Annotated in this window: 26 protein-coding genes; 22 read left to right on the plus strand and 4 right to left on the minus strand. The window is 59.0% G+C overall.

Annotated elements, in window-relative coordinates:
• Window positions 1-18: 18 nt before the first annotated feature.
• Window positions 19-2,049: a PHP domain-containing protein gene (locus HF931_RS10840; protein WP_035550422.1), complete on the plus strand. Its 2,031-nt coding sequence runs from the start codon at window positions 19-21 to the stop codon at window positions 2,047-2,049.
• A gap of 21 nt (window positions 2,050-2,070) precedes the next feature.
• Here the strand turns inward: HF931_RS10840 and HF931_RS10845 are convergent, their stop codons facing one another.
• Complete coding sequence (locus tag HF931_RS10845) at window positions 2,071-4,458, minus strand: transketolase (RefSeq protein WP_273240098.1); 2,388 nt, start codon at window positions 4,456-4,458, stop codon at window positions 2,071-2,073.
• 148 nt (window positions 4,459-4,606) lie between these two features.
• Window positions 4,607-4,912, minus strand: coding sequence for a hypothetical protein (locus HF931_RS10850; RefSeq protein ID WP_155841766.1), 306 nt, complete (start codon window positions 4,910-4,912; stop codon window positions 4,607-4,609).
• Window positions 4,913-5,078: 166 nt separating this feature from the next.
• Here HF931_RS10850 and HF931_RS10855 point away from each other — a divergent pair, with 166 nt between their 5' ends.
• The 18 genes from HF931_RS10855 to HF931_RS10940 all read left to right on the plus strand — a co-directional run bounded on the left by HF931_RS10855 (window position 5,079) and on the right by HF931_RS10940 (window position 19,752).
• A complete protein-coding gene (locus tag HF931_RS10855; RefSeq protein WP_051602589.1) occupies window positions 5,079-5,429 on the plus strand; it encodes a helix-turn-helix transcriptional regulator in 351 nt (116 codons plus the stop codon).
• Window positions 5,430-5,588: 159 nt separating this feature from the next.
• The gene (locus tag HF931_RS10860) at window positions 5,589-6,452 is read left to right on the plus strand and encodes a type II secretion system protein N (protein ID WP_273240099.1); all 864 of its coding nucleotides are present in this window, start codon (window positions 5,589-5,591) and stop codon (window positions 6,450-6,452) included.
• Window positions 6,449-8,398: a type II secretion system secretin GspD gene (gspD, locus tag HF931_RS10865; protein WP_035550432.1), complete on the plus strand. Its 1,950-nt coding sequence runs from the start codon at window positions 6,449-6,451 to the stop codon at window positions 8,396-8,398. The genes HF931_RS10860 and gspD overlap by 4 nt, the downstream gene beginning before the upstream one ends.
• Window positions 8,395-9,885 carry a GspE/PulE family protein gene (locus HF931_RS10870; protein ID WP_162175961.1) on the plus strand — a complete coding sequence of 497 codons (1,491 nt, stop codon included), beginning with the start codon at window positions 8,395-8,397 and terminating at the stop codon, window positions 9,883-9,885. The genes gspD and HF931_RS10870 overlap by 4 nt, the downstream gene beginning before the upstream one ends.
• Window positions 9,885-11,093 carry a type II secretion system F family protein gene (locus HF931_RS10875; RefSeq protein ID WP_035550436.1) on the plus strand — a complete coding sequence of 403 codons (1,209 nt, stop codon included), beginning with the start codon at window positions 9,885-9,887 and terminating at the stop codon, window positions 11,091-11,093. The genes HF931_RS10870 and HF931_RS10875 overlap by 1 nt, the downstream gene beginning before the upstream one ends.
• Window positions 11,094-11,102: 9 nt before the next feature.
• On the plus strand, window positions 11,103-11,561 hold the full coding sequence (gspG, locus tag HF931_RS10880) for a type II secretion system major pseudopilin GspG (RefSeq protein WP_051602590.1): 459 nt from the start codon (window positions 11,103-11,105) through the stop codon (window positions 11,559-11,561).
• Entirely contained in the window at window positions 11,561-12,019 is a 459-nt protein-coding gene (locus HF931_RS10885; protein ID WP_035550439.1) for a prepilin-type N-terminal cleavage/methylation domain-containing protein, read from the plus strand. Before gspG ends, HF931_RS10885 begins: the two co-directional genes overlap by 1 nt.
• A 1-nt stretch (window position 12,020) precedes the next feature.
• Complete coding sequence (gspI, locus tag HF931_RS10890; protein WP_051602591.1) at window positions 12,021-12,398, plus strand: type II secretion system minor pseudopilin GspI; 378 nt, start codon at window positions 12,021-12,023, stop codon at window positions 12,396-12,398.
• Window positions 12,395-12,991, plus strand: coding sequence for a type II secretion system minor pseudopilin GspJ (gene gspJ / locus HF931_RS10895; RefSeq protein ID WP_035550441.1), 597 nt, complete (start codon window positions 12,395-12,397; stop codon window positions 12,989-12,991). The genes gspI and gspJ overlap by 4 nt, the downstream gene beginning before the upstream one ends.
• Window positions 12,988-13,974 (plus strand): type II secretion system minor pseudopilin GspK, encoded by a 987-nt coding sequence (gene gspK / locus HF931_RS10900; RefSeq protein ID WP_035550444.1) that lies wholly within the window; start codon window positions 12,988-12,990, stop codon window positions 13,972-13,974. Before gspJ ends, gspK begins: the two co-directional genes overlap by 4 nt.
• A complete protein-coding gene (gene gspL / locus HF931_RS10905) occupies window positions 13,974-15,080 on the plus strand; it encodes a type II secretion system protein GspL (RefSeq protein ID WP_035550446.1) in 1,107 nt (368 codons plus the stop codon). The genes gspK and gspL overlap by 1 nt, the downstream gene beginning before the upstream one ends.
• Window positions 15,077-15,553, plus strand: a complete 477-nt coding sequence (gene gspM / locus HF931_RS10910; protein ID WP_081806083.1) for a type II secretion system protein GspM — start codon at window positions 15,077-15,079, stop codon at window positions 15,551-15,553. Before gspL ends, gspM begins: the two co-directional genes overlap by 4 nt.
• On the plus strand, window positions 15,553-16,296 hold the full coding sequence (gene gspN / locus HF931_RS10915) for a type II secretion system protein N (RefSeq protein ID WP_035550453.1): 744 nt from the start codon (window positions 15,553-15,555) through the stop codon (window positions 16,294-16,296). The genes gspM and gspN overlap by 1 nt, the downstream gene beginning before the upstream one ends.
• Window positions 16,293-16,766, plus strand: coding sequence for a hypothetical protein (locus HF931_RS10920; protein ID WP_035550455.1), 474 nt, complete (start codon window positions 16,293-16,295; stop codon window positions 16,764-16,766). The genes gspN and HF931_RS10920 overlap by 4 nt, the downstream gene beginning before the upstream one ends.
• 127 nt (window positions 16,767-16,893) lie before the next feature.
• Window positions 16,894-17,517, plus strand: a complete 624-nt coding sequence (locus HF931_RS10925; protein ID WP_035550458.1) for a CAP domain-containing protein — start codon at window positions 16,894-16,896, stop codon at window positions 17,515-17,517.
• A gap of 71 nt (window positions 17,518-17,588) precedes the next feature.
• A complete protein-coding gene (gene crcB / locus HF931_RS10930; protein ID WP_273240106.1) occupies window positions 17,589-18,026 on the plus strand; it encodes a fluoride efflux transporter CrcB in 438 nt (145 codons plus the stop codon).
• Window positions 18,023-19,069, plus strand: a complete 1,047-nt coding sequence (locus HF931_RS10935; RefSeq protein WP_035550464.1) for an RluA family pseudouridine synthase — start codon at window positions 18,023-18,025, stop codon at window positions 19,067-19,069. Before crcB ends, HF931_RS10935 begins: the two co-directional genes overlap by 4 nt.
• Entirely contained in the window at window positions 19,066-19,752 is a 687-nt protein-coding gene (locus tag HF931_RS10940) for an HAD-IA family hydrolase (protein WP_272982894.1), read from the plus strand. The genes HF931_RS10935 and HF931_RS10940 overlap by 4 nt, the downstream gene beginning before the upstream one ends.
• A 44-nt stretch (window positions 19,753-19,796) precedes the next feature.
• Here HF931_RS10940 and HF931_RS10945 read toward each other — a convergent pair whose 3' ends face one another.
• Together HF931_RS10945 and HF931_RS10950 are read right to left on the minus strand one after the other, a co-directional pair.
• On the minus strand, window positions 19,797-20,675 hold the full coding sequence (locus tag HF931_RS10945) for a hypothetical protein (protein WP_035553476.1): 879 nt from the start codon (window positions 20,673-20,675) through the stop codon (window positions 19,797-19,799).
• 117 nt (window positions 20,676-20,792) lie between these two features.
• Window positions 20,793-20,918: a hypothetical protein gene (locus HF931_RS10950; RefSeq protein ID WP_273240108.1), complete on the minus strand. Its 126-nt coding sequence runs from the start codon at window positions 20,916-20,918 to the stop codon at window positions 20,793-20,795.
• 99 nt (window positions 20,919-21,017) lie between these two features.
• Here HF931_RS10950 and HF931_RS10955 point away from each other — a divergent pair, with 99 nt between their 5' ends.
• The 3 genes from HF931_RS10955 (at window position 21,018) to HF931_RS10965 (ending at window position 24,401) form a co-directional block, all read left to right on the plus strand.
• Window positions 21,018-21,731: an ATP12 family chaperone protein gene (locus tag HF931_RS10955; protein ID WP_273240110.1), complete on the plus strand. Its 714-nt coding sequence runs from the start codon at window positions 21,018-21,020 to the stop codon at window positions 21,729-21,731.
• Window positions 21,732-21,924: 193 nt separating this feature from the next.
• Window positions 21,925-23,457, plus strand: a complete 1,533-nt coding sequence (locus HF931_RS10960) for an acyl-CoA carboxylase subunit beta (protein WP_272982898.1) — start codon at window positions 21,925-21,927, stop codon at window positions 23,455-23,457.
• Window positions 23,427-24,401 (plus strand): FRG domain-containing protein, encoded by a 975-nt coding sequence (locus tag HF931_RS10965; protein ID WP_273240112.1) that lies wholly within the window; start codon window positions 23,427-23,429, stop codon window positions 24,399-24,401. Before HF931_RS10960 ends, HF931_RS10965 begins: the two co-directional genes overlap by 31 nt.
• Window positions 24,402-24,487: the final 86 nt, after the last annotated feature.

Consider the following 24,487-nt stretch of genomic DNA (forward strand, 5'->3'; position numbering starts at 1 on the left):
CTCGGGGGAGGGAGTTTTATGAAAAAACGTCGTATTGCGAAGTACATTCTGATTGGCGTGGCCGTTCTCTTTATTGTGGGCTTCCTGTGGCAGAGGATCAGCCGGATGGAAACTTTCGAGAAGAAAGCGGAAGAGATCAATCCGAACATTACTGCCCTTGTGGAACCAGCTGTCATGCCGGCCCACGTATCTGCGCCTATACGCGTCAGAATTGCCTTTCCGGATGGTCTCAAGCGCGGTTCGAATATCAGTACGCAGCTGCCCAACGCTGCGCTGACCTATGACCTCAGTTACTCGCTTACCAAAACCTTGCAGAAGCCAGCTTCCATTGTAGACGTGATCGGCGTCGCGATCGGCTACATTTTTACGGGACGGGCTGACACGCGGGAGATCATGCTCTGGGACACGGTCACCGTTACGTCGCCCGATGCACCGAAGGCGAAATTCAGTCTTCGCATCCGCAGGCTGCAGTTTGACGATGTGGGAAAGGCGGCGGCAGAGCGTCACGGCCAGCGGGTCACGGCTGTGCTGAAGGGCGCGGATATTCCGCCCGGCGGCGAAGTCGTCATGACCTACTCCACTACCACACCCTGGGTCGCCAGTGGGGCATTTCCGGTGCGCGTGGATGTGAACAAGGTTCGCATGGCACAGGACCCGACTTTTGTCGTAGAGGCAGGATCGACAGCGTCCCGGCAAGTTATCGTGCCGTCATCTGTACGGCCGGGTGAGCCGTTCAAGGTAGAGATCATTTCACGCGACAAGTATGACAATCTGTCCGCCAGCGAAGACAGCGTGAATCTATCGCTGGACGGAGAGGTCCTTGATGAGATGATCCTGTATACGGGACGCGTTGAACGCGTCGTCACGCTGGACGGGCCCGGCATCTATCGGTTCGATGTCAGTGGCACCTTGTCCAATCCCGTTCGGATTACGGACACGCCGAACGGGCCGTGGTGGGGAGATTTGCACTCCCACAATGCCTGGAGCGCGGACGCGCTGAGTTCGGTTGCAGATCCTGATCATTATACATATGCGCGAGATGTCTCCGCGCTCGACTATGCGGCGCTAACCAATCATGTGTTTGGATTGGAAGCGGGATACTGGCAGAAGACCCAGGATTGGTGTGAGTCATACAACTCGCCCGGTGAGTTCGTAACGATCCTCGGGTTCGAAGGCGGTATCGGCTATCATCTGGATGGCTATTTCCCGACCTGCTCCGGACCTGCCATTGAAAGCCAACGGTATGGCGCGGGCAGGGGGATGAACGAAGACAAATTGACTGCGCTCGAAGAGGATATTGATCGAGAGCAGATGATTGTCGCGACGCATCACACAGGCATCGGCTGGGGCGGCGCGAACTTTGACGGCTCACACCGTTTCCCGCGACAGATGCGTCACATCGAGATATTCAGCGCCCACGGCCAGAGCGAGATGTACGACCCATCCGACCCGCTATCCTATGAGAATGCGGGAAGTACGCCTGGCTTCTCCCTGTCGAAACGCGGGGCGCATTATGTGCGAGACGCCTGGGCGGCGGGGATGAAGCTGTTCACGCTGGCGGCGTCAGACGATCACAACGGACAGCCGGGCAAACGCGCCAACGGACTAACGGCTATCATGGCCCCTGAACTAACCCGTGACGCACTCCTGCAGTCCATGCGGGATGGGGCCATGTATGGCACGACGGGTGAGCGCATCCTGCTCGACTTTTCTGCCAATGGTCAGCCGATGGGCAGTGTTCTCTCAGAAGATGTGACGGAGCTTGATTTCCGGCTGGAAGTTCATGGAACGGCCGGCATCTCGGAGATTGAAGTCTACCGCTACGTGTTCGGCGAAGATGCGGAGTGGGAGCCGGTGTTTCATCGCAGCGGAGATCTGGGGCTGGACTTCGAAGCAGAGTGGACGGCGCCAGCCGTCGGGCACGCGATCTATTATGCCCGCGTAGAACAGGCGGCGCCTATACGCGTGACCATTCCCACGCTTCAGGACAGGCCTGTGCGCGCATGGAGTTCCCCCATCTGGGTCGGTGAGCCGGAGATTGACTGGTGACCGGCTGGCGACGGCGAGTGGTCAGATCTGTTTCGCGAGGCGTATCTTGCGCCCGGCTGAGAGGTGGTTTGCGGCGGAGACGATGGCGTCGGCATCAATCATGAAGTGCCGATAGAGATCGTTGATTGTGCCGGTTTGACCGAAATGCTCCACGCCGAGCGGCGCTGTGCGGTGTCCCATGACCGAGCCGATCCAGGCCAGCGTCGCCGGATGGCCATCCGTCACCGTGATTAGGGTTGCATCGCGTGAGACCGACCCCATCAGTCGTTCAATCTGGCTGGTAGCATCCACATGACCTCTGGCTCTCGCACGCCTTGCGGCGGTCCAGCCCGAATTCAGTCTGTCAGCTGAGGTAATTGCCAATACGCCGATGTCACGGCGATCATTGCCGATGCGGCCGGCCGCTTCAATTACCTCCGGCGCGACACACCCCTGATAGGCGATCACGACTTCGCAGTTCGGACCGGGTTCGCGCAGCCAATAGCCACCATCGACAACGCCGCGCTGAAACTCTGCGTCGTCGCGTGCTTTGAGGCCAAGCTGGTCAATGGAGCGGGTGGTCAGCCGAAGATAAACGGAGCCGCCTGTTTCATCGCGGAGCCATGTGCGTTCATCGGGGTCGCCTTCGCCGCTGCGCTGCAGGTAATCGAACGACCAATCCATGATGATGGACAACTCATCCAGGAATGCCGGTTCGAATGAGACCAGTCCGTCCTGACTCATGCCGATTAGCTGCGCGCCGATAGACTGGTGCGCGCCACCTTCCGGGGCCAGCGTGACGCCCGATGGCGTTCCGACAATGATGAAGCGGGAATCCTGATAGCAGGCATAATTCAGCGCATCCAGGCCACGCGCCACAAAGGGGTCATACACTGTGCCGATGGGAAGGATACGTTCACCAAAGAGGCTGTGTGACAATCCCGCTGCGCCCAGCATCAGGAACAAATTCATTTCGGCAATGCCGAGTTCTATATGCTGGCCTTCGGGGGAGAACTGCCATTTCTGCGTCGAGGGGATTCTCTGTTCCCGGAACGTATCTCCCTTGGACTCGCGTGCGAACAGGCTGCGCCTGTTTACCCACGGGCCAAGATTGGTTGATGCAGTAACGTCAGGTGAGGTGGTGAGGATTCGATCCGCCAGTTCGCTGTCGGATTTGGCGATTGCGTCCAGAATCTTTCCGAAGCCTGCTTGAGTCGACTGGTTTCGATCGTCAAGGAATACCGGCCCGGAGCTCTCCACTCGTGGGGCTTCAAAGCGGCGGCGCCCCTCTGCGAAGAAGGCGGCACTGTCCATCAGTGCCTGAAGCGCGTCGGGATCGTCGATGCCTGCCAATCTTTCCCATTCCTGCCCTTCGGGCACATTCATGCGCTTCTGGAAGTCTGCCATTTGCGGCGGGTTCATCAGGCCGGCATGGTTGTCCTTGTGTCCGGCCAGCGGCGTGCCCCAGCCCTTGATCGTGTAGGCAAGGAAGACTGTAGGCTGATCATCGTTGATACTGTCGAATGCGTCTGTCAGCGTCTGAACGCACTGCCCGCCCAGATTGTTCATGAGCGCGCTTAGCTCTTCATCGCTTCGCTTTTCCAACAAGGCTGTAACATCGCCCTGGTCGCCAATATCGTCCAACAGGCGTTTGCGCCATGCCGCGCCGCCCTGATAGGTGAGGGCGGAGTAGTCAGCATTCGGACAGGACTGGATCCATTCCTTCAGCGCCTCACCACCGGGTTCTTCAAAGGCGGCTCGTTGCAACACGCCGTGACGCAGCACCACGGTTCGCCAGCCGAAGGCCTTGAAGATCGCGTCGATCTTTTCCCAAAGCCCCTCATGGACCACGCCGTCCAGACTCTGGCGATTATAGTCGATCACCCACCATGTATTGCGCAGGCCATGCTTCCAGCCTTCCTGCAAACATTCATAGACATTGCCTTCGTCGAGTTCGGCATCGCCAACCAGAGCGATCATGCGCCCCAGTTTTCGGTCGCCGGCCCAATTCTTCGCTTCCAGATAGTCCTGCATCAGGGAGGCGAAGGCCGTGATTGCAACGCCAAGCCCGACCGATCCTGTGGAGAAGTCGACGTCATCCACATCCTTGGTGCGGCTGGGATAGGATTGGGCGCCGCCATAGCCGCGAAAGTTTTCGAGTTTTTCGCGCGTCTGGTTTCCCATCATGTATTGCATGGCGTGAAAGACAGGTGATGCGTGGGGCTTCACCGCAACGCGGTCTTCCGGGCGCAATGTGTGGAAGTAGAGCGCGGTCATGATGGACACCATCGACGCGCAGGAAGCCTGATGGCCGCCGACTTTAACGTCTCCGTCTTCCTTTGGGCGAAGATGGTTGGCGTTGTGCACGATCCAGGATGACAGCCAGAGCAGGCGTTGTTCCATGGATTTCAGTGCGTCGAAATTCGTCATGACGATGATCCTGTATTACATCGGCGCGCGTTCGTTCGCCGTTTGAACAGGACTGGTAACACCGCGCAGGGGCGAGATCATCCCCAATGCTCATGGGTGCGCGAAAATGTGTACTCCATAATCGTGTGAGCGGGGTGAAATGTGCGCGTCAGAGCTCTGCGAATAGGTCGCCTGTTTCCTCGTCGCGTGCCGGGGCCATATCATCCCCTCTATAAAAGCAGGGATGTTTGATCCGGCTGAAATTGCGGTGGCGCTCATAGTGAACCCAGCCGCCATTTGGCATGCGCTGGCTGAGGATCGGCGCGCCGCAGATTGGGCACGCGGAATGGCTCGATCGTTCCGGACTGCCGCTTTCATTGCGTTCGATGGGCATCCAGGAGGCCGCAACCTCAACAGTTTGGCCGGACGGAAGGCGGCGCATATGCGCCCTGCGGCGAACCCATTTAATCGACATGGTCAGCTCCCGAAATCGCGTTGCCTGAGGAGGCGGCGATTCGGTTAAGCGATTATGGCCCGCAAGACGGGACGCCGGCTGAGGCTGTCACAGAACTTTATTACTCCCGACATTAAACCGTACAGAAAAGCGCATATCGGTGCAGCAACTGCAGAGGGGCATAGCTGTGTCGAGCGACTTTGAGCTGGTTTATTCCTTGGAAATCAAGGTTTTGGACCTTGAGAAGAAGGTGTCTGACCTTGAACAGTCGGTCGCCGGCCTGGCGCAGCAACTGAACTCGGTCGAAAGCGATGCCGCCGCCAATGTGCCGGAGGAAGTCTCTGAGCGGATTCGCGAGGGCGAAAACCCGGTAAGGGTTGTCCGGCAATACCGACTGATGACGCAGAAGGACTTGAGTGATCTGTGCGGCATCCGGCCGAACCACATTTCGGCGATCGAGCGCGGAATGTCTTACGGCCTCAAGACGGCGAAGCGATTGGCAGACGCCCTCGATGTGCCGGTGGATCTGCTGACCTGATTGGCAGGCGCGGTTCGCGCGAGTTAAGGAGTTATCTGGTGAGACGCCGACCAAACGTCGCGATCTGATCCAGGTTGAGAGATTGAGTAAAAGGGCTTGCGACACGAATCGCGAGCCCATTGGTCGTTGAAAGACCGGGGAAAGTGGGGCGAGTTGAGCGTGGAACGGTTCGAATCTCTTGCGAAGATTGCGCGGCAGGGTGCCAGCCCGGCATTGCGCGCAATTGAAGCCGTCCTTGTGATCGGACTTGGCCTGAGTGCTGCCAAGCTCGCCTGGCTTGCCATTGAGCCCGGCGGGGCTGTGTCGCCAGACATTCCTGTACGTGCTTCGGTACAGGGACCAATGGTCACGACATCAGCAATCTCGGTGGATACATCCCGACTGATTCATGAGAATCCCTTCGGTGCCGGTGCGGCGATTCTGGCCGACACACCCGATGCTCCGGAGACCAGCCTGAACTTGCGTCTCCGCGGCGTTCGCGCCTCTTCAGACGAGGCCGATGGCATTGCCTGGATCACGACACCGAACAACGAGACTGCTGCCTACAGGCCGGGAGAAGTCATTCTGGATGGCGTCACACTTCACCGGATCTATGCAGATCGGGTGACCCTCCGAAAGGCGGGACAAACTGAAGCCCTGCTCATGGAGGGCGGCGCGGGATTACTGTCAGTGCTGACAACTCCCGGCAGCAACGAGGCGCGCGACGTTTTGTCTCCCAATACAACGACATCCCGGGTCGCGCGCGCGGATCTGGTCTCCAGCATCACGATTGATCCGGTTCACCGCGGAACCGATTTCGTTGGCTACCGGATCGGCTCGCGCGGCGATGAGACTGTTCTCATCCAGGCTGGCCTTCGACCGGGTGATGTCGTGATCGGCCTCGACGGCGCCGCGATCACAGACGTGCCGCCCGCAGAACTCGCCCGCAAATTTTCAGATCCCGCCCCGGTTCGGCTGACGCTCGACCGCGATGGACAAACATTCGACCACACGCTCGCGCCAGAGGAGGCCCGATCCCGATGAAACTCAAAACCCTCTTGTCTGCAACAGCGTTCATAGCGGCGACACCGTCCGCTTTTGCCCTCGCCAATCAGGCGCCTTCAGATACAGCGCGTCATGTGCTCAATTTCGAAGACGTTGAACTTTCGGCCCTGATTGCGGATGTGTCGACGGTCACCGGATACACATTCGTGGTTCACCCTGAAGCGCGCACCAAGCGCATCACCGTGTCTTCGACCACGCCATTGACGCGCCAGCAGGTCTTCGATGTTTTCCTGTCATCGCTTCGCGTGCATGGTTTCGCGGCGATCCCGGCGGGCAAGGCAACTTATCGCATTGTCCCGGAACAGAGCGCTGTTGGTGAGGCCGGTATGTCTGCCTACGGCTCAAACGCGTTCACTACGGAGATCTTCAATCTGAAGCATGTGAACGCGGTGGAAGCGGCGAAAATGCTGAAGCCGATTATTGATGAGCAGGGGCAGGTGATCGCCAACAGCCAGTCAAATACGCTCGTGGTCGTCGACTATGCGTCCAACGTACCGCGCCTGCGGAACATGGTTGGCAATATTGATGTCGACCCGTCCGTGACAGCGACCATCCAGTTGGCGAACACATCTGCCACGGAAGTGGCGAGCATTCTAACCTCGCTGAATGCGAGCACGTCTGAAGACAGCTACAAGACCAATTTCAAGGCCATCGCATCGGAAGCCGGCAATGCGCTCATCCTCCGGGGGGATCCTGCGGCGGTTGAGCGGGCGAAACTGGTTACAGCCGACCTGGACGGACGCGACCGGTTGAAAGACACGATCCGTGTAGTTCCGCTGAACAATGCTGACGCAAACGAGGTCGTGCCAATTCTTCAGCAAGTCGCATACGCGATCGACAAGCGTCGCGGTCTTGCGGAGCCGAACGAGGCAACAACCATCGCGCATCATGATTCCACGAATTCGCTCGTGATCAGCGCCGCGCCGGAAACACTCCTCAGCCTTGAGCGCGTGATCTCTGACCTGGACCGTCGCAGGGCCCAGGTTCTCGTCGAGGCGATCATCGTCGAAATGTCAGACGACACGGCGCGCCAACTTGGCCTGCAATTCCTGTTGTCCGGCACGGGCAGCAACTCGACGCCATTTGCGACAACCAATTTCTCCGCATCTGCCCCGAACCTGCTGACCCTGGCAGGCGCGATCAGCGATGATACGCCTTTCTCCGGCGATGATGAGACCGTCAATGAGGCGCTGACCACCGCAGCCCTCAATTCCCTGCTTGGCCTGACCGGTCTGACCGTTGGCGTAGGGGGACAGGATGGTGATACGCTGTTCGGCGCGGTGCTGACAGCTGTCGAGGCCGACACGAACTCCCGTATCTTGTCGAAGCCGTTCAATATGACCCTCGACAATGGAACATCCTCGCTTCTGGTCGGTCAGAACGTGCCGATCACAACGGGACAGGTCCTGGGTGATGATAACAGCAACCCGTTCACCACGGTCGAGCGAAAGGATGTTGGTGTGTCTCTTACCGTCACGCCACGCATTTCCAACGACAATACAATTCGCATGCAGATCGAACAGGAAGTGTCGAATGTTGCGGGGGCTATCGCCGCCGGCGTCACCGATGTTGTCTTCAACACGCGCGAAATCTCAACCAGTGTAATCGCGGATGATGGTGAAATCATCGTGCTCGGCGGCTTGATCGAGCAGAAAGAGGAATTTTCCAATCAGAAAGTTCCGGTGCTGGGGGACATTCCGGTTGCGGGTCGGTTGTTCCGCACGGAAGGAAAATCCCTCGGCCGGACCAATCTGATGGTCTTCATCCGCCCCACGGTTATTCGTGACCGCAGGGATGCGGCAGGTGCGACCAGCCGGTCCTACAACTACATTCGTGCCGAAGAACTGTGGGAAGGTGAAAGCGATGGCACATCCTCCATCGACAATTTCATCACGGAAGTGCTGGGAAGCCCGCCCCCGAAATGATGCCGTCTGAACTCGCCCCCACACAATTCACCTATGCCTTTGCAAAGGACAAGGGTCTGGTCGTCCTGTCCGGACGTGACCGCCTAACGGTTGCTGTCCGTCAGGGGGCTGACCCATTGGCTCTGATCGAGGCGCGCCGCGCGCTTGGCGACGTGTTTGCGGTCGAGGCTTTTGACAAGGACAAGTATGACCAGATCCTGGCCGAAGCGTTTGCAACCGGTCCCATGGCGGATGACGACATTGACGCTGCTGTTGAAAGCCGGGGTGGGCTTGAAAGCCTGATTGACGACCTACCGAAGGCGGCTGACCTGTTGGATGGTCAGGATGATGCGCCGGTTATTCGTCTCATCAATGGTTTGATCCACGAAGCCATCAAGCGGCGGGCATCGGATATCCATATGGACCCGTTCGAAAGCAATCTTTCCATCCGCTATCGGATTGATGGGGATCTTGTTGAAGTCTTGACGCCCCCCCGAAAGCTGGCTGCGCCGATTGTCTCGCGTATCAAGGTCATGGCCCGGCTGGATATCGCGGAGAAACGCTTGCCCCAGGACGGGCGCATCTCTCTGTCAGTTGGCGGGAGGTCCATCGATGTGCGTGTTGCCACGCTGCCCACGCGATATGGCGAGCGGGTCGTGCTGCGCCTGCTGGACACGAAAAATGCCCTGGTGGGCCTGACGGAACTGGGCATGGACGAGAAAACACTGGCGCGCTTCTCGGATGCGCTGGCCCAGCCGAACGGCGTCATCCTCGTGACCGGACCTGTTGGCTCCGGCAAAACCACGACTCTTTATGCCTCCCTGTCCCGGCTCAACAACGGCCGCGATAACATCATGACCCTCGAAGATCCCGTCGAGTACGGACTTCCGGGCATCAGTCAGACCCAGATGGACCACAAAGTCGGCCTCAATTTTGCGGCAACGCTCCGCTCGATTCTGCGCCAGGATCCGAATGTCGTGATGGTGGGTGAGATCCGGGACTCCGAGACTGCCGAAGTCGCGTTCGAGTTTGCATCCACGGGGCGTCTTGCGCTCTCAACGCTGCACACGAACAGCGCCGCCGGGGCCATTACCCGCCTGCGCGACATGGGCGTCGAGGCGTATTTGCTCGCGTCTACGCTGCGCGCCGTGATGGCGCAGCGTCTGGTGCGTCGCCTCTGCCCGAATTGCAAGACAGAGCGCCCGGCGACCGGGGCCGAACTGGAAGCGCTTGGCTTCTCCTCCGGTGACGCAGTCATGGTCGGGGAGCCGAATGGATGCTTCTCTTGCGGCAATACCGGGTTTGATGGACGCATCGGCATCTACGAGCTTTTGACCGTTGATCACGAAATTCGCGACCTTCTGGGCAGTGAAGCCAGTGAGCATCAGATCGATGAGGCTGCCTTCAGCGTCCATGATCGCCTGATCGACAATGCGCGTCGCTACGTGGTGTCTCAGGACACCAGCCCTGCCGAAGTCCTGCGCGTCTGTCGCAAGGGAGGCGCGTAATGCCAGCCTTCGAGTATGTTGCGGTTGACGGACATGGTCGCCGTCAAAAGGGTATCATCTCTGCCGACAGTCCACGCTCCGCACGACGGGAATTGCGTCTGAGAGATCTCATGGCGCTTGATGTGAACCCGGTAAGCGAGACAGCTGCCAAAGCGAGCCGTGTCCGCGGCGGTATCAGCGAGAAACAGCGGGTTCTGCTCGTGCGGCAATTGTCAGTTCTGCTCCAATCCGGCTTGCCAGTTGAACAGGCCCTTGCCGCGGCTGCGGAGGATGCCTCGACGCCGCAATCCCAAAGAGTGCTACATGCCATTAAGGCCGAAGTGACTGAGGGCGCGCGCCTGGCGGACGCCATGTCGATCGCGCCAAAGGCGTTCCCTCCGCTCGTGCGTTCAGTGGTGTCCGCCGGTGAAATGTCAGGTCGCCTGGGTGATGTCACCGAACGGCTCGCCACTTATCTGGAACGCAGTCATCAACTTCGTCAGAAAGTTCAGGCGGCGCTGATTTACCCTGCGGTGCTTGGGGTGATGGCGGTCGGTATGATCATTGCCATGATGCTGTTCGTGGTGCCGCGTCTGGTCGAGCAATTCGATCTGTTCGATGCGGACATACCGCTCATTACCCGGATCGTCATCGGCATGTCGGAGACGTTGAAGGCGCATGGTATCCTCATTGGTCTCGTTTTGGCGACAGGTATCTTCCTGATTGTCCGTGCCGCGCGATTGCCTGTCGTCCGCCGGGCATTGGATCATTACAGCTTGCTCATGCCCATTATTGGCCCATTGAACCGCACCGTCTGTGCGGGTCGGTTCGCCCGCGTGTTCGCCACGCTGTCCGGCTCGGGAGCGACCGTGCTTGAGGCGCTCGCGGGCGCCAAGGGGGCGTCGGGAAACCTCGTCTTCAGCAATGCCGCCGATCAGATAGCAGAGCGCGTCCGGGAAGGTGGTTCCTTTGCTGGCGCCTTGAAGGCCACGGGCGTCTTCCCGCCGATGATGGTGCACATGGTGTCGAGCGGTGAGGCGGGCCGGGACATTCCGGGCATGATGACCCGCGCCGCTGACTTTCTGGATTCAGAATTCGAAACTGGCTCTTCGACCCTGCTGTCCTTGCTGGAACCGCTGATCATTGTTGTTCTGGGCGGGATAGTCGGGCTGATCGTCCTGTCGGTCATGCTGCCAATCCTGCAACTCAACACACTCGCTATTGGATAGGAGGCTTTCATGGACTTCAAAGCACCCGAAACAGAACAGGGCCGTCGCAACATGTCGGCAGGCTTTTCACTCGTTGAATTGATGGTGGTTGTTTTCATCATGGGTCTGTTGGCCACGCTGATCGTCATCAATGTTGCGCCCGCAACGGATCAATCCCGTATCGGCAAGGCGCATTCTGATATCGCGGCGCTCGAAAGCGCGCTCGATATGTACAATCTGGACATGTACAATTACCCCTCTGCGGATCAGGGTCTGGCGGCGCTCAACACTGCGCCCACGGGGCCGCAGGCGGCTCAGTATCGCCCCGGCGGATACATCAAGCGCCTGCGCACCGATCCCTGGGGCAATGCCTATCAATACGCCTATCCGGGCACACGGTCGGGCGGCGCATATGATGTGTTCTCGACAGGGCCGGATGGTCAGGCCGGAACGGATGATGATATCGGCAATTGGGATTCCATGTCCTGATGAAGCTGTCATCGTCCTCTCAGTCGGGCATGTCATTGGTGGAAGTGCTTGTCGCCTTGTTCATTCTGGCGCTTGCCAGCGCGGCCATCGTCATGACGCTCCCACGTCAGCCGTCCGGGCTGGATCGTGAGCTTGCGCGATTGGAGGACGCAATCGAACGCATTTCGGATGAGGCGATCTCGTCCGGTGAATTGCGCGCGATCCACCTGACTGCTCAGGGATACCAATCTCAATCTTGGGCCAATGGCGACTGGGTGGCGATGGCCAGGTCAAACCACCGTTTGCCGTCTTCCATCCAGTTGGCGGTTCGCAAGGGCCGAGACGATCGCAAGGACTGGCCCGCCATTGTGGCCGACCCCACAGGCATGGTCAGCGGTCGACCACTAACGCTGAGAGAGGGCACTGCCGTACGGACGATCAATGTTTCTGCGGCTGGTCAGTTCAGGGTGGAGCGTTAGGATGGCCATCACGCGTCAGGAGCATGGATTTACACTGGTTGAGGTGCTGGTCGCATTGGGCGTCTTCAGCATCGCGGCCATGTCACTGGCGCATCTGGGCAATGAAACGCTCGTGGGCGCCCGGCATGTTGACCAGCGCTTCCTGGCGACGGTCGAAGCGGACAATCAGATCGCGGAAATCATGGCAGTGTCGGACACGTTCGCGCCGGGTATCCAGTCTGGAACGAGCGTGCAGCGGGGCCGAGCGCTCGCATGGACGCGCACGATCGCGGCGACAGATCGGCAGAACCTGTTCGCGGTGCAGGTGATTGTCAGCGACGCAGAGACAGACCAGCAATTGGTGACCCGCCAAACACTTGTGCACAGGGCCGCGCCATGAGCAGGACTGCTGGTTTCTCGCTTATTGAAATGCTCGTTGCCCTGGCGGTGACATCCCTTCTGATGGTTGCCGGCTCTACCTTGCTGATCCAGACATTACGCTCCGGGCAGATGGTGGAAGCCCGCACAGACATGGTGCGCAGCCAAAGCGCGGCGCATAGCCTATTGAGGGATGATCTTGCCAATGCGACTTTGCGGCGGACACGCCCCGCGAACGGGCTAGATGCGCCAAGGGCGTTCAGTGGAGGGTATTCCACACTTGAACCCTTGATGGCGTTCACCCGTGCGGGCTGGTTCAATCCGGATGAAACCGATCCGCGCGGAGACTTGCAACGGGTCGAGTATCTTCTTGATAATGGAAGCTTGGTGCGCCGAGCGTGGTTGCGGCCAGACCCGGTTTACAGAACGCCGTATGCTGATCGGGTCTTGGCGCAAGGTCTCGAAACGGTGGGCATTCGGTTCTTCTCCAGTGAGAACTGGCGGCTGGACTGGTCGGGGCAGGCGGATGCGTTGCCGGAACTGGTAGAGCTCACGCTTGTGTTCGGAGAGGGTGACGAATTGCGGCAGGTCTTCCTGGTGGGAGGCGCCGGATGATGAAATCAGAAAACCGCGATACTGAACGCGGCGCGACGCTTCTCAGTGTTCTGTTGCTGATAGTGTTGATGTCGACCGCTGCGCTGGCGGCGACCGACGCGCTCGCCAGATCGGTCCATGTTTCGCGCGTTTCCACCGACAGGGCGGATCGCTTCTGGGCGGCGCGGGGGGCGATTTCAGTTGGCGAAGTCATCGTCAATGAAATGCTCGCTCAGACAAATGGGAAACTGGATGCCGACTCTGCCATCTTCGCTGAGCCGATCCGCTTCACCTATCCCCGCGGCGTCATCACCGTAGACCTGTATGATGCCACGAATTGCCTGAATCTGAATTCCCTGGTCCTGTCGGACGCCGAAGATGCGGGCGGCACGGTCTCGACGGATCAACTTCATCGCCTGCTGGAAGGGGCTGGACTGTTCAGCACCGAAGCACGCGAAATGGTTGATACGCTGGCAGACTGGATGGACGCGGACTCCAGTCCACGCGCGTTCGGCGGCGAGGACGCGCTGTATTTTGATCGCGATGTCCCGCATCGCACACCGGGCCAGCGTCTCGTGTCCCGTCAGGATCTGAGGGCCATCAAGGGCTATACGCCAGAAACGCGCGCCGCCATTTCAGACCTTGTCTGTGTACGCTCGGACACGAACAATCCCCCCATGAACATCAATACGCTGACCGAGTCACAGGCGCCACTGCTGGCGGCGCGGCTGTCAGAAGAGCTGAGCGTCAGTGAAGCTGAACGACTTATCTTGTCGCGGCCAAGTGGGGGCTGGTTGAATGTTGAGGAATTTCTGCTTTCAGAGAATGTGGTGAGCATCGCGCCGGAACTGCGCCGGGATCATGAGCTCTCTACGGTTTCGAGCGTAATTGGCGCCATCATCACAGTGTCTTCGGGAACGGGTGATATCGCAATAGACGCTCTATACGGGCGGGGTGATAATGGCCGTTTCGTCCTGCTGAACTCGCACAGGAGCCTTCGCTGATGCGCACGCGTATATATACGGAAATTCCCGCCAGTGGCGCTGAGTGGCGTTTCGTGCGCAGTGGTCCGCATGGGATTGAAACGCTACCGCCAAATGCAACCCTTCCCTCCGGGGCGGATATGGTCGTGTTCGTGCCGGGCACGGAGGTGTCTGCGCACAGGGTGCGGATGACAGCGAAACGGCCCGCCGAGATGACACGGCTCGCGGCATTTGCCATCGAAGATGAACTCGCCGTTCCCGTCGATACGATGCATGTTGCAGTCGCAGCCGCGCAAGAGGCCAGTGACCACAGGCTCGTCTATGCGGTTTCAAGGCAGAGCATGGCGGGCTGGTTGGACGCATTGGACTCTGCCGGGATTGGGGCTGCGCGTCTTGTGCCAGACCTGTCCGTGCTGCCCGCGTCAACGCATGTGGATTTCGGTTCGCGACAGCTCGCAACAATCAGCGGACGTCCCGTCGCGATTGATCCGTATTGGCCATCAGATGTGATGGCGGCGCTGATGCGGGAAACGGGCGCTGAGCCGAACATTCAGCAGACCGACAGCCTCACCCAACTCGCCAGCTGGGCAGAGAATGCACCGCGCCTCGTCGATTTCAGGCAAGGCGAATACGCTCGTCCATCTGAACAATCGATCAATCTCACCCGCTTCCGTCTTCCTGCTGCGTTGGCGGCATCGCTCTTCCTGGCCTGGACCGCGCAGTCCGTCTGGTCCATCGAGAAGATGAAACAGCTGACGGCCGGTCTGGATGCGGAAACAGCGCGTCTCTATGCGGCGGCATTTCCAGACCAGCCGATGCCCTCCAATCCCGCCGCTGCCTTGCGCGCGAGCGAGGGAAATGCGTCGCGCAGTCCGACCGCCGATTTCGAGCAAACAAGCGCGGTGCTCTATGGCGCGGTGGCAGAGACACCGGGGGCGTCACTGGTCAGCTTGCGTTATGACCGCAACATGGGCGAACTGCGCGCCACACTGACCTATCCCGCCTTCGGCGCAGACCAGGATTTGAAGCAGGCTGTCGAACAGACCGGCATGCGTGTGAATCTGGGCGATACGCGACTGGAGGATGGGCTCGTCGTCGGGGATCTTTCCATTGGAGGCCGCTCATGATGCAATATTGGAACGAGCGGTCGGGGCGCGAAAAGGGCTTGCTGGCCGTGGCAGCGTTGCTTGTGATCTTTGCTCTGGCGCAGTTTGGGGTTGTGCGCCCCGTGACGGCCGCGCGCGCCGATGCATCCATGAAGCTGGAAGCCGCAAGCCGGCAATTGGACGTGGTCTCCGCGGAACTGGCGACAAGATCCACAGGCACCGGACCTGCCGAATCATCTGAAGCGTCCAGCGGCAATGTGCGGGCGGACCTGTTGCAGCTTGCCAACGCCCGCGGTCTGTCTGTGTCACGCCTGCAGACCACAGACGATGACCGGCTGATCCTGCAATTCGAACAGGCCGCACCAACACTTGTTTATGCGTGGCTGGCTGATGCAGATGACTCCTATGGTATTGTGCCAGAGCGGGTTTCCATGTTTGCCGAACCGGGCGGATATGTTCGCGCCAGCTTTGAGTTCGCGGGAGGAGATACCTGATGCGAAGCAGCACGCTCTTTGTCATCCTGTTTCTGATCACGCTTGTCGGGGGTCTCATCGCATTCACGCCGCTGTCGTTTGTCTTGCGTCAATCCGGTATGGCGGAGCGAGGATTGGGCTGGCAGCAGGCGCGCGGCTCGATCTGGCATGGTCAGGTGACGGGCCTTTCCTGGCGCGGCACGCCCGTAGGGGCGATCAATCTGGATTCTGACTTGCTGCGCATGCTGGGCGGTGGACCATCGCACCATGTCAGCTGGGTCGGCCAGCAGGGGCAGGGACAGGCGGACATCAAAGCCAGTCGGGACTCCGTTCTTGCGGATCACGTCAATCTCAACCTGCCTCTCACAGACGAATGGAATGTAGACCCCATGATCGCGCAGCTTGGAGGCTCCATTCGCTTATCCGATGGTCAGGTCCGGCTGGCAGGCGAGCGCTGCGAGTCCGCGGCGGGCACTGTGACGAGCGACGTAGTGCGCCTTGCGGCGGCTGGCTTTGGCCGCGACTGGCCGATCGTGAGTGGACCGCTTGGGTGCCTGAATGGCCAATTCGAAGCCGACCTGTCGGGTAAGGCGGCGGACGGTACCGTACTGCATATGATGTTCAGCCAATCTGCGGGCCTGCGTGTCACCGTTGCGGAGGCAGATGATGAAGTGAAGGCAAATCTGGCCTTCGCTGGCTTTCGGGACGAGAATGGCACGCTGATCTATGAGCGTCCGCTAAAACCAGAAGGGAGCCGTCCATGAAGCGGTTGATTGCGATGTTGACGGTGGGCACGCTTGCCCTGGCAGGCTGCGCGAGTGGGGCAGGAAAGGCGCCAGTCCCGCCGGCGCCGGATGTGCCCATTGCGGGGAATCTTCCCGCGCAGGATCTTGAACCCGGTGAGTGCGGCCTGTTTCTCTGGACCCAGGGCGATCCCCGCCGCTTCATTTATTTCTCCAGGGCCGGCGCCAGCACCGCCGAAACCATGCTGGCTGAGACCCAGCAGACGCTTGCCATGGTTCGTCAGGGCGGCAGCCTGTTCGGGCAATTCATGACAGAGATGGACTATATCGGCCCCGAAAGTGAGTCGGTTTTCTTGAAGATTACCCCCGGCGAGACCGTCGAAGGCGGACAAAAAATTTCATCTGGCCGCATAACGCTCCTGAATTCTGGAGGTTGGGAAACCGTCATTCCCGTCTCAGGATTGCGCGCGTGCCAGCCCGATACTGAGTAAATTCAGGTGCTTGGATCATTAAGCTGAAAACGCCGATACGGAAAAGATACGCAATTTTGTAGTTACTTGACGCAAATTCGTCACAAAATGTATTGTGACAGTTATGTTACAGAGATGCTACAAATATATGTCAATCTCGGCTCTGGCGCTCGCGGCGCTGGGACTGGCAGCAAATGCCGATCAGGAATGCGACCTGTCTGACGGGCTCGCCCTTCAGCCCGCAGCTTTCCAATCAGAGACTGTAGCCTGCCTCCAATCGGCGCAGGGTGTAGAAGCTGATCCATTCATGCAAACCGAACTCAGCCGTTTGACGGATGCGATGCGGACCAGTCAGGGCGCCGATGGCCTGAAGAGCCTTCAGTCGCTTAACGAAGCTGCGCGTATCCATGCCTATGACATGGCCACACGGGATTACATCGCGCACAGCGATCCGGAAGGTCGTGGGCATCTGGACCGCGTCCGCATGTTGGAGCGTACGCATCTGATTGGTGCATTCGGTGCGAACATGGCCGTGATCTCTGATTTCGGAACCGCAGCCGAAGCCTTCAATGCGCTGAAATCCGATCCGGTGAACGCGGCGAATATGGCGCGGTCCGAATTTGATCACATGGGCATTGCCGCCGTTCGTGCGAATGGCAAGATCTACATCGTCCAGCTCTTCTCGGGCGTTGAAGGCCGTGTGGACTCGCCATCTCCAGACTATGTCAGCAGCAAGGTGAATTCCGAGGTCCGCCTCGCACAAGCTCGCTAGGCATCAGAGGGCCGGCTGACAGGCCCTCTATTCGCGAATTTCTGATCGATGTCCCCAAGACGCCTTTAAGAATGGTCGGCCCGACACGGGCCGGCCTTTTTTTGTGCTACGTGCTTGGTCATGACGGCCCGAGCCACCTCACGGTGTTTCGCGGCGGCGCTATTGGCGCATCGCTTCGGCATGGCGTCGGTCTTTTGGCCGTGCGCCATCTGCCGGCGGGCTGGCCGCATGGCACGTTTGCCGTAAACCTGCTGGGCAGCCTGCTGATGGGCCTGCTGGTTGGCTGGCTGGCGCTGAAAGCAGAAGGGCTGCACCAGACGACGCGGCTCTTCCTGGCGACTGGTGTGCTTGGCGGGTTCACCACGTTTTCGGCCTTCTCGCTGGAAGTGGCAGAATTCCTGCGCAAGGGCGAGACGGTGAAGGCGGGGGCCTATGCGGGCCTGTCCCTGTTGCTGGGCGTAATGGCGCTGTTCATTGGACTTTGGATTGCGCGGAAGGTGTTCGCATGAGCGGCCAGATTGTTACAGAAACGGTTTCCGACAAGGAATCCGGCACCCGGCTTGACCGCTGGGTCAAGCGTCGCGTGCCAGTCACGCAGGGCCAGATCGAGAAGATGCTCCGCACGGGGCAGATCCGCGTCGACGGGTCTCGCGCCAAGGCGAATACGCGGCTGGAGACTGGCCAGCAGGTGCGCCTGCCGATCCTGGAGGCGGATGCAACGCGCCCGGCCCAGAAAAAGGCGGATCGCGTCTCCGAGGAAGATCGCCGGTTCATCCGTGACCTGATCCTCTATGAGGATGACGAGATGATCGCCATCAACAAGCCAGCCGGCATCGCCGTGCAGGGCGGATCGGGGCAGGGCCGCCATATTGATGGCATGCTGGCCGCGCTGGGCGATGGCGAGCACCGCCCGGTCCTCGTCCACCGGCTCGACAAGGATACGAGCGGCGTGCTGCTGCTGGCCAAATATCCGAAGGCCGCCGCACAACTTGCCGAAAAGTTTCGCAGCCGCGACATGGACAAGGTCTATTGGGCGGTCACGGTCGCCGTGCCCAATCCGCCTTTCGGCCAGATACGTTGCTGGATGGTAAAGGGCATTGAGGATGAGCGCGAGCCGGATGGCTACCGCGTGATCCACCCGAAGGCCCGGGGCCGCCGCGATGCCGACCGGGAGCGCATGTTCCGCTCTGCGCAAGGCGTTGAAGGCGCACGTCATTCGATCACGGATTATGCGGTTGTTTCCACCGCCGGGCAGAAAGCGGCCTGGGTCGCGCTGAAGCCGGAAACCGGTCGCATGCACCAGCTGCGCTTCCACATGCTGGAAATGAACACGTCCATTCTGGGTGATTTCAAATACCAGTGCCGTCGGGAAGTGCCTCAGGGCCTCGCGCCCGGCCTGCATCTGCATGCCCGCGCCCTGATCATCCCGCGCGAGAATGGCAAGCCGATCAAGATCGTCGCGCCGTTGCCGCCGCACATGAAACAGACCTTTGAGGCGCTCGGCTTCCTCGAACAGGAAGCGGGCAAGGACCCGCTCGCGCCCTTTGTATGAGTGACAGTCTGAAACTTGCCATCTGGGACGTGGACGGAACACTCGTCGACAGCCGCCAGTCGATCCATGAGATCATGGTGGAGGCCTTTCGCCTCTCCGCGCTGACCCCGCCGGACTATGAGGGTACCCGAAAGATTGTCGGACTCAGCCTGCATCAGGCGTGCGGCCAGCTGGCGCCGGAGGCCGGCGCTGACGACATTGAAAAGCTGGTGCAGGACTATCGGGACTCCTGGGTGCGTGCCCGCGCCCGTCCGGATTTTGCGCAGCCGCTTTATGATGGTGCGCTGGAGACGCTGGAAATGCTGCGCGAGGAGGGCTGGCTGATCGCCATGGCCACCGGCAAGACGCACAAGGGCATCGCCAGCCTGTTCGAGGCGCATGACATCAAGCATTTCTTCGACACGATCTGGTGCGCCGATGATGGCCCCGGCAAGCCGCATCCGCACATGGTGGAACAAGCGATGGGCGCGCTGGGCTGCGCGCCGCATGAAAGCCTGATGATCGGCGATGCGATCCACGACATTTCCATGGGCCGCGCCGCCGGCGTCTACACCCACGGCGTCAGCTGGGGCTTCGGCGCCGCCCACGAACTTGAAGACGTCGGCGCCCACGAAATCCACCATGAGTTCGAGACGCTCCGGAAAAGCCTGATGGCGTTTGATCCAGAAGTCTCACAAAACTAGGAACCTGTCCGGTACATAACCGCGTTTAGCCGTGAGATCGTATATCAATCATCTGATCCAGAATTTAACGAACGACAAGGTGGATAATCGACACTGTCTTTAGCCCCCCATTCTCCCGTGTGGAAACCAAATTCACACGCAGTTCGGACCGCCCAGTCATACTCAGCGTCGTTTCCAAAATAGTCCATGTTGCCCGCATACGAACGGCACGCATCTTCGTGCCCGTATTCACACCCCTGCTTCCACATTGGCAGTGCTCGTTTGTGCTGATCTTCGTCTTGGGCTTCATGTATAATGTAAATGCCAAGAAGGTGGCACCCGCTTCCGATCTTGTTGTCGCAAAGCTCCTGCGCAGCGTACTTTTCTTTTTCGATATCTGGTGAAGGTTGCATGGAGACGGATAAATCGAAGTAACCGCCACACCCGGTTACGAAGCCCAGCTCACAGGAACGGTAAAAGTTATCCATAACCTTTTCTAGATCGGCTTTCTGAAGCTCGTCCGGATTCCAGTGAACTTCGGCCGCCAGACTTGCGGCATGATTCAAACAACCGTACTCCGATCCGAGTTCGCAGGATTTTTGGATCATCATTGCCCCCCGTTCTGGATCGAGGCGATCCTGTCTGAAGCTACCGATTTTCTGCATCTTCTCTGACATGAAACCGTCGCCTTGAAGGGCCCGGCCCAGCATCCAGCATCCGTCGGGATCGTCCACTCCACACGCGGATTCGAACAATTTGTATGTTGAATTAGCGTCGGACATATCAGCGGACGCACGCCAACTTTGAACCTTCTTCTCTATGCAGGGCGTGGCCTCTTCGGCGGTACCATTGCAGGCAGGTGCGGAAGCAATTGTTTCGGAACGTTGCTGGCAGGCGACAAAGACCAGCGCAAAAACGGCCAGCAGTATTCGCCAGCTAAGCATTTTGTGGATCCTCCGAGAACTGTTCCGATACCCTATTTGACTGCATGGCGGATGTCTATTTTCGGCGAATAGCTGCCAAGGAGGGCTTTTGTCCGGCTGTCCATCTTTGAACTTAGATTAGCCAGTACCTCTATCCACGACATTTCCATTGGCCGCGCCGCTGGCGTATACACGCACGGCGTCAGCTGGGGCTTCGCCGCCGCCCATGAACTGGAAGACGTCGGCGCCCACGAAATCCACCATGAGTTCGAGACGCTCCGGAAAAGCCTGATGGCGTTTGAGCTTGCGTCCTGAACACTTCGCCTCTTGGAAACCCGGCCTCTTGCGCGTACATGCGCGCGCATGACTGACGAGACTCCAAAGCCAAAACGCTTCTATGAAACCGCCAAGGCCGTGCAGATGCCGGGCGGCTGGACCGTGGAACTCGATGGCCGCTCCATCAAGACGCCCGCCCGCGCGGCGCTGAGCCTGCCGACGGAGAAACTGGCCAAGGCCATCGCGGCCGAGTGGAACGCGCAAGATGAGCATATCGACCTTGCCGCCATGCATCTGACGCGCCTTGCCAATGTCGCGATCGACCGCGTGCCGGAGACCCGCTACGAGATGGCCGATGAACTGGCGCGCTATTGCGAGACGGACCTTGTCTGCCACATCGCGGAGGATTCCGAGGAATTGGCCGAGCTGGAAGAGGCCCATTGGGCGCCGCTGCGGGCCTGGGCTGGCCAGGCGCTGGACGTGATCCTTGTGCCGGTCGAGGGGATCATCGCCTCGCCCCAGCCCGATGCCTCGCTGGAGGCGGCGCGGACCTATGCGCTTGGCCTGGATGATTTTGCCCTGACAGGCCTGCTCTATGGCTGCGGCCTGTTCGGCTCGGCCGTGCTGGCAATGGCCGTGGTCGAGGGCGAACTGACCGCGACGGACGCCTTTGAGGTCGCCCGGATCGATGAGGCGTGGCAGGCCCAGCAATGGGGCGAAGATGATGAGGCCAAGGCCGTCACCGCGCTGCGCCGGGTGGAGGCCAGAGCGCTGGAAACCTGGCTCGTCGGCCTCGGCTGACCTCCAGCGCGCCAGCCCACAACTTTCCCCCCGCATTGCGGGTCGATCCTGCAACAGATTGCCCCTGACGCAGCGGAAGCTGACGCGACGCGCGGCAAGATACCGCCGGATTTGCCCTTGCCAATGAAAGTGGTGCGACTATCAAACAAACCAACGAAATTTGTGACAGTCTTTTGGCAAGGAGTCCGCGCGCATGCAGGATGTAATCGAAGCGCTAGAGCAGAAACGCGAACAGGCCCGCATGGGTGGTGGAGCCGCCCGGATTGAGCGGCAGCACGCCAAGGGCAAGCTGAGCGCCCGCGAGCGGATCGAGGTTCTGCTTGACGAAGGCAGCTTCGAGGAATGGGACATGTTCGTTGAGCATCAATGCTCTGATTTCGGCATGGACGAGCAGAAGATCCCCGGCGATGGCGTTGTCACCGGACAGGGCACCATCAATGGCCGCCTTGTCTATGTTTTCTCCAAGGATTTCACCGTGTTCGGTGGCTCCCTGTCGAAGACGCATGCTGCCAAGATCGTGAAGGTTCAGAAGGCCGCCGCCATGAATGGCGCGCCCGTGGTCGGCATCTTTGATGCGGGCGGCGCGCGTATTCAGGAAGGCGTCGATTCGCTGGCTGGCTATGCCGACATCTTCATGGAGAACGTGCTCTCCTCCGGTGTCATCCCTCAGATCTCCGTCATCATGGGCCCCTGCGCCGGGGGCGATGTGTATTCGCCGGCGCTGACAGACTTCATCTTCATGGTGAAGGACACATCCTACATGTACGTCACCGGGCCGGACGTGGTGAAAACCGTGACAAATGAAGAGGTCACCCACGAATCCCTCGGCGGGGCCTCCGTTCATGCGGCGAAGTCCGGCGTGGTGGATGGCGCGTTCGAGAATGACATCGAGGCGCTGGTCCAGATGCGCCGCCTGATCGATTTCCTGCCGGGCTCGAACCGTGAAGACCCGCCCGTCCGCACCGTCTATGATTCCGCGGACCGGGTTGAGGAAAGCCTCGACTCGCTGATCCCGCCAAACCCGAACTCGCCTTACGATATGCGCGAACTGATCGAGAAAGTGGCTGATGAAGGCGACTTCTTCGAGATCAGCCCGAAATTCGGCGCCAACATCCTGTGCGGCTTCGGCCGTATCGAAGGCTCCACCGTGGGCTTCGTCGCCAACCAGCCGATGACTCTGGCCGGGGTTCTGGACATTGACGCCTCCCGCAAGGCGTCTCGCTTTGTCCGCTTCTGCGACTGTTTCAACATTCCGGTCGTCACCTTTGTGGACGTTCCGGGCTTCATGCCGGGCACGAAGCAGGAATATGGCGGCCTGATCAAGCATGGCGCGAAACTGCTGTTCGCCTATGCCGAGGCGACCGTGCCGAAGGTCACCGTCATCACCCGCAAGGCCTATGGCGGCGCATATGACGTGATGAGCTCCAAGCATCTGCGCGGCGATGTGAACTATGCCTGGCCCACGGCGGAGATCGCCGTGATGGGCGCGAAAGGCGCAGTCGAGATCATCTTCCGCAAGGATATTGGCGACGAAGAAAAGATTGCCGAGCACACAAAGATGTATGAGGACAATTTCGCAAACCCATACGTCGCCGCGCGCAAGGGCTATATCGACGACATCATCATGCCGCACTCAACCCGCAAACGCGTCGCCAAAGCCCTCCGTAGCCTGCAGAACAAGCAGCTCGAAAACCCGTGGAAAAAGCACGACAATATTCCGCTCTAATGTTTAGCGATGAGCGGTACAACTTTGATAATCCCGATGAGTTGTATAGTCATCTCAGGCTGAGCAATTTTGGCGTTTGGGGAATCGACGGTAGATCGAGATGGGTTTTTAGGGGACAGGCATGCGCTGATTGGCAATACTTGCCTTCTGCGTGGCGCCATACCGCTCAAAACTATCTTGAACCGTGGGTGACGACTGCGACTCATATAATTCAGAAAAGACTCAGTCGCATAAAGAACGTCGGCTCCAAGTACTTTGATTTTAGTTCCATTGACGTGGACCATTACGTCAGGGCTAGGGCGCAAGCAGTCAGTGAGTTACAAGCCATTCAGCAGTTCTCGAAGTTGAGGACACTGAACTTCCCAGCGGACCCTTGGCGTCTTCAAAACAAAGACTTTTTATCAGATGCCCACTTTGATCAGCCAGATCATGACTTTCCTCAGTACTTGCCTGAAGACATAACGGCACTTGCACAACACCACGGTGTTCCGACAAGACTGCTGGATTGGTCGGAAGATCCCCTAGTGGCATTGGCATTTTGCGTGTTCGACATTGAGCAGGCAGATGCGGATGCTGAATTATGTGCATTAGACTCGATGTCTCTAAAAGTGGCACAGGATACACGCGGAACTTACACGCCGTTCGTATGGCAGTTTAAATGTAACCCCACACACAACGCTTTCTCATTCTCGCAAAAGAGTTTCCATACTTACATACAGTATGCAGAGATATACTACGTTGAGCACGGATGTTGGCCGGACCATTTAGAGCTCGGGTTTACACAAGGAGCAGCGATAAGAAAGTTCGCCATTCCAAAGGATTGGAAGCGACATTTAGCACGTAAGCTATGGTCAGACGGCTACGATCCAGTGTCCTTGCTTCCAAATTTGGACGGTGTTGGTAAGGCAGCCGCCGTCTGGGCGCGCATTATTCGAAGATCTTGAACGTCAATTGGGTTGTGCGTTTATGGATAATTGACTTGATCTGGTAATCTGAGTTCAAAGCCGAGTTGGTGTCGTTGTTCCACTTG

The sequence above is a fragment of the Hyphomonas atlantica corrig. genome (assembly GCF_017795365.1).
GTDB classification, from domain to species: Bacteria; Pseudomonadota; Alphaproteobacteria; order Caulobacterales; family Hyphomonadaceae; genus Hyphomonas; species Hyphomonas atlantica.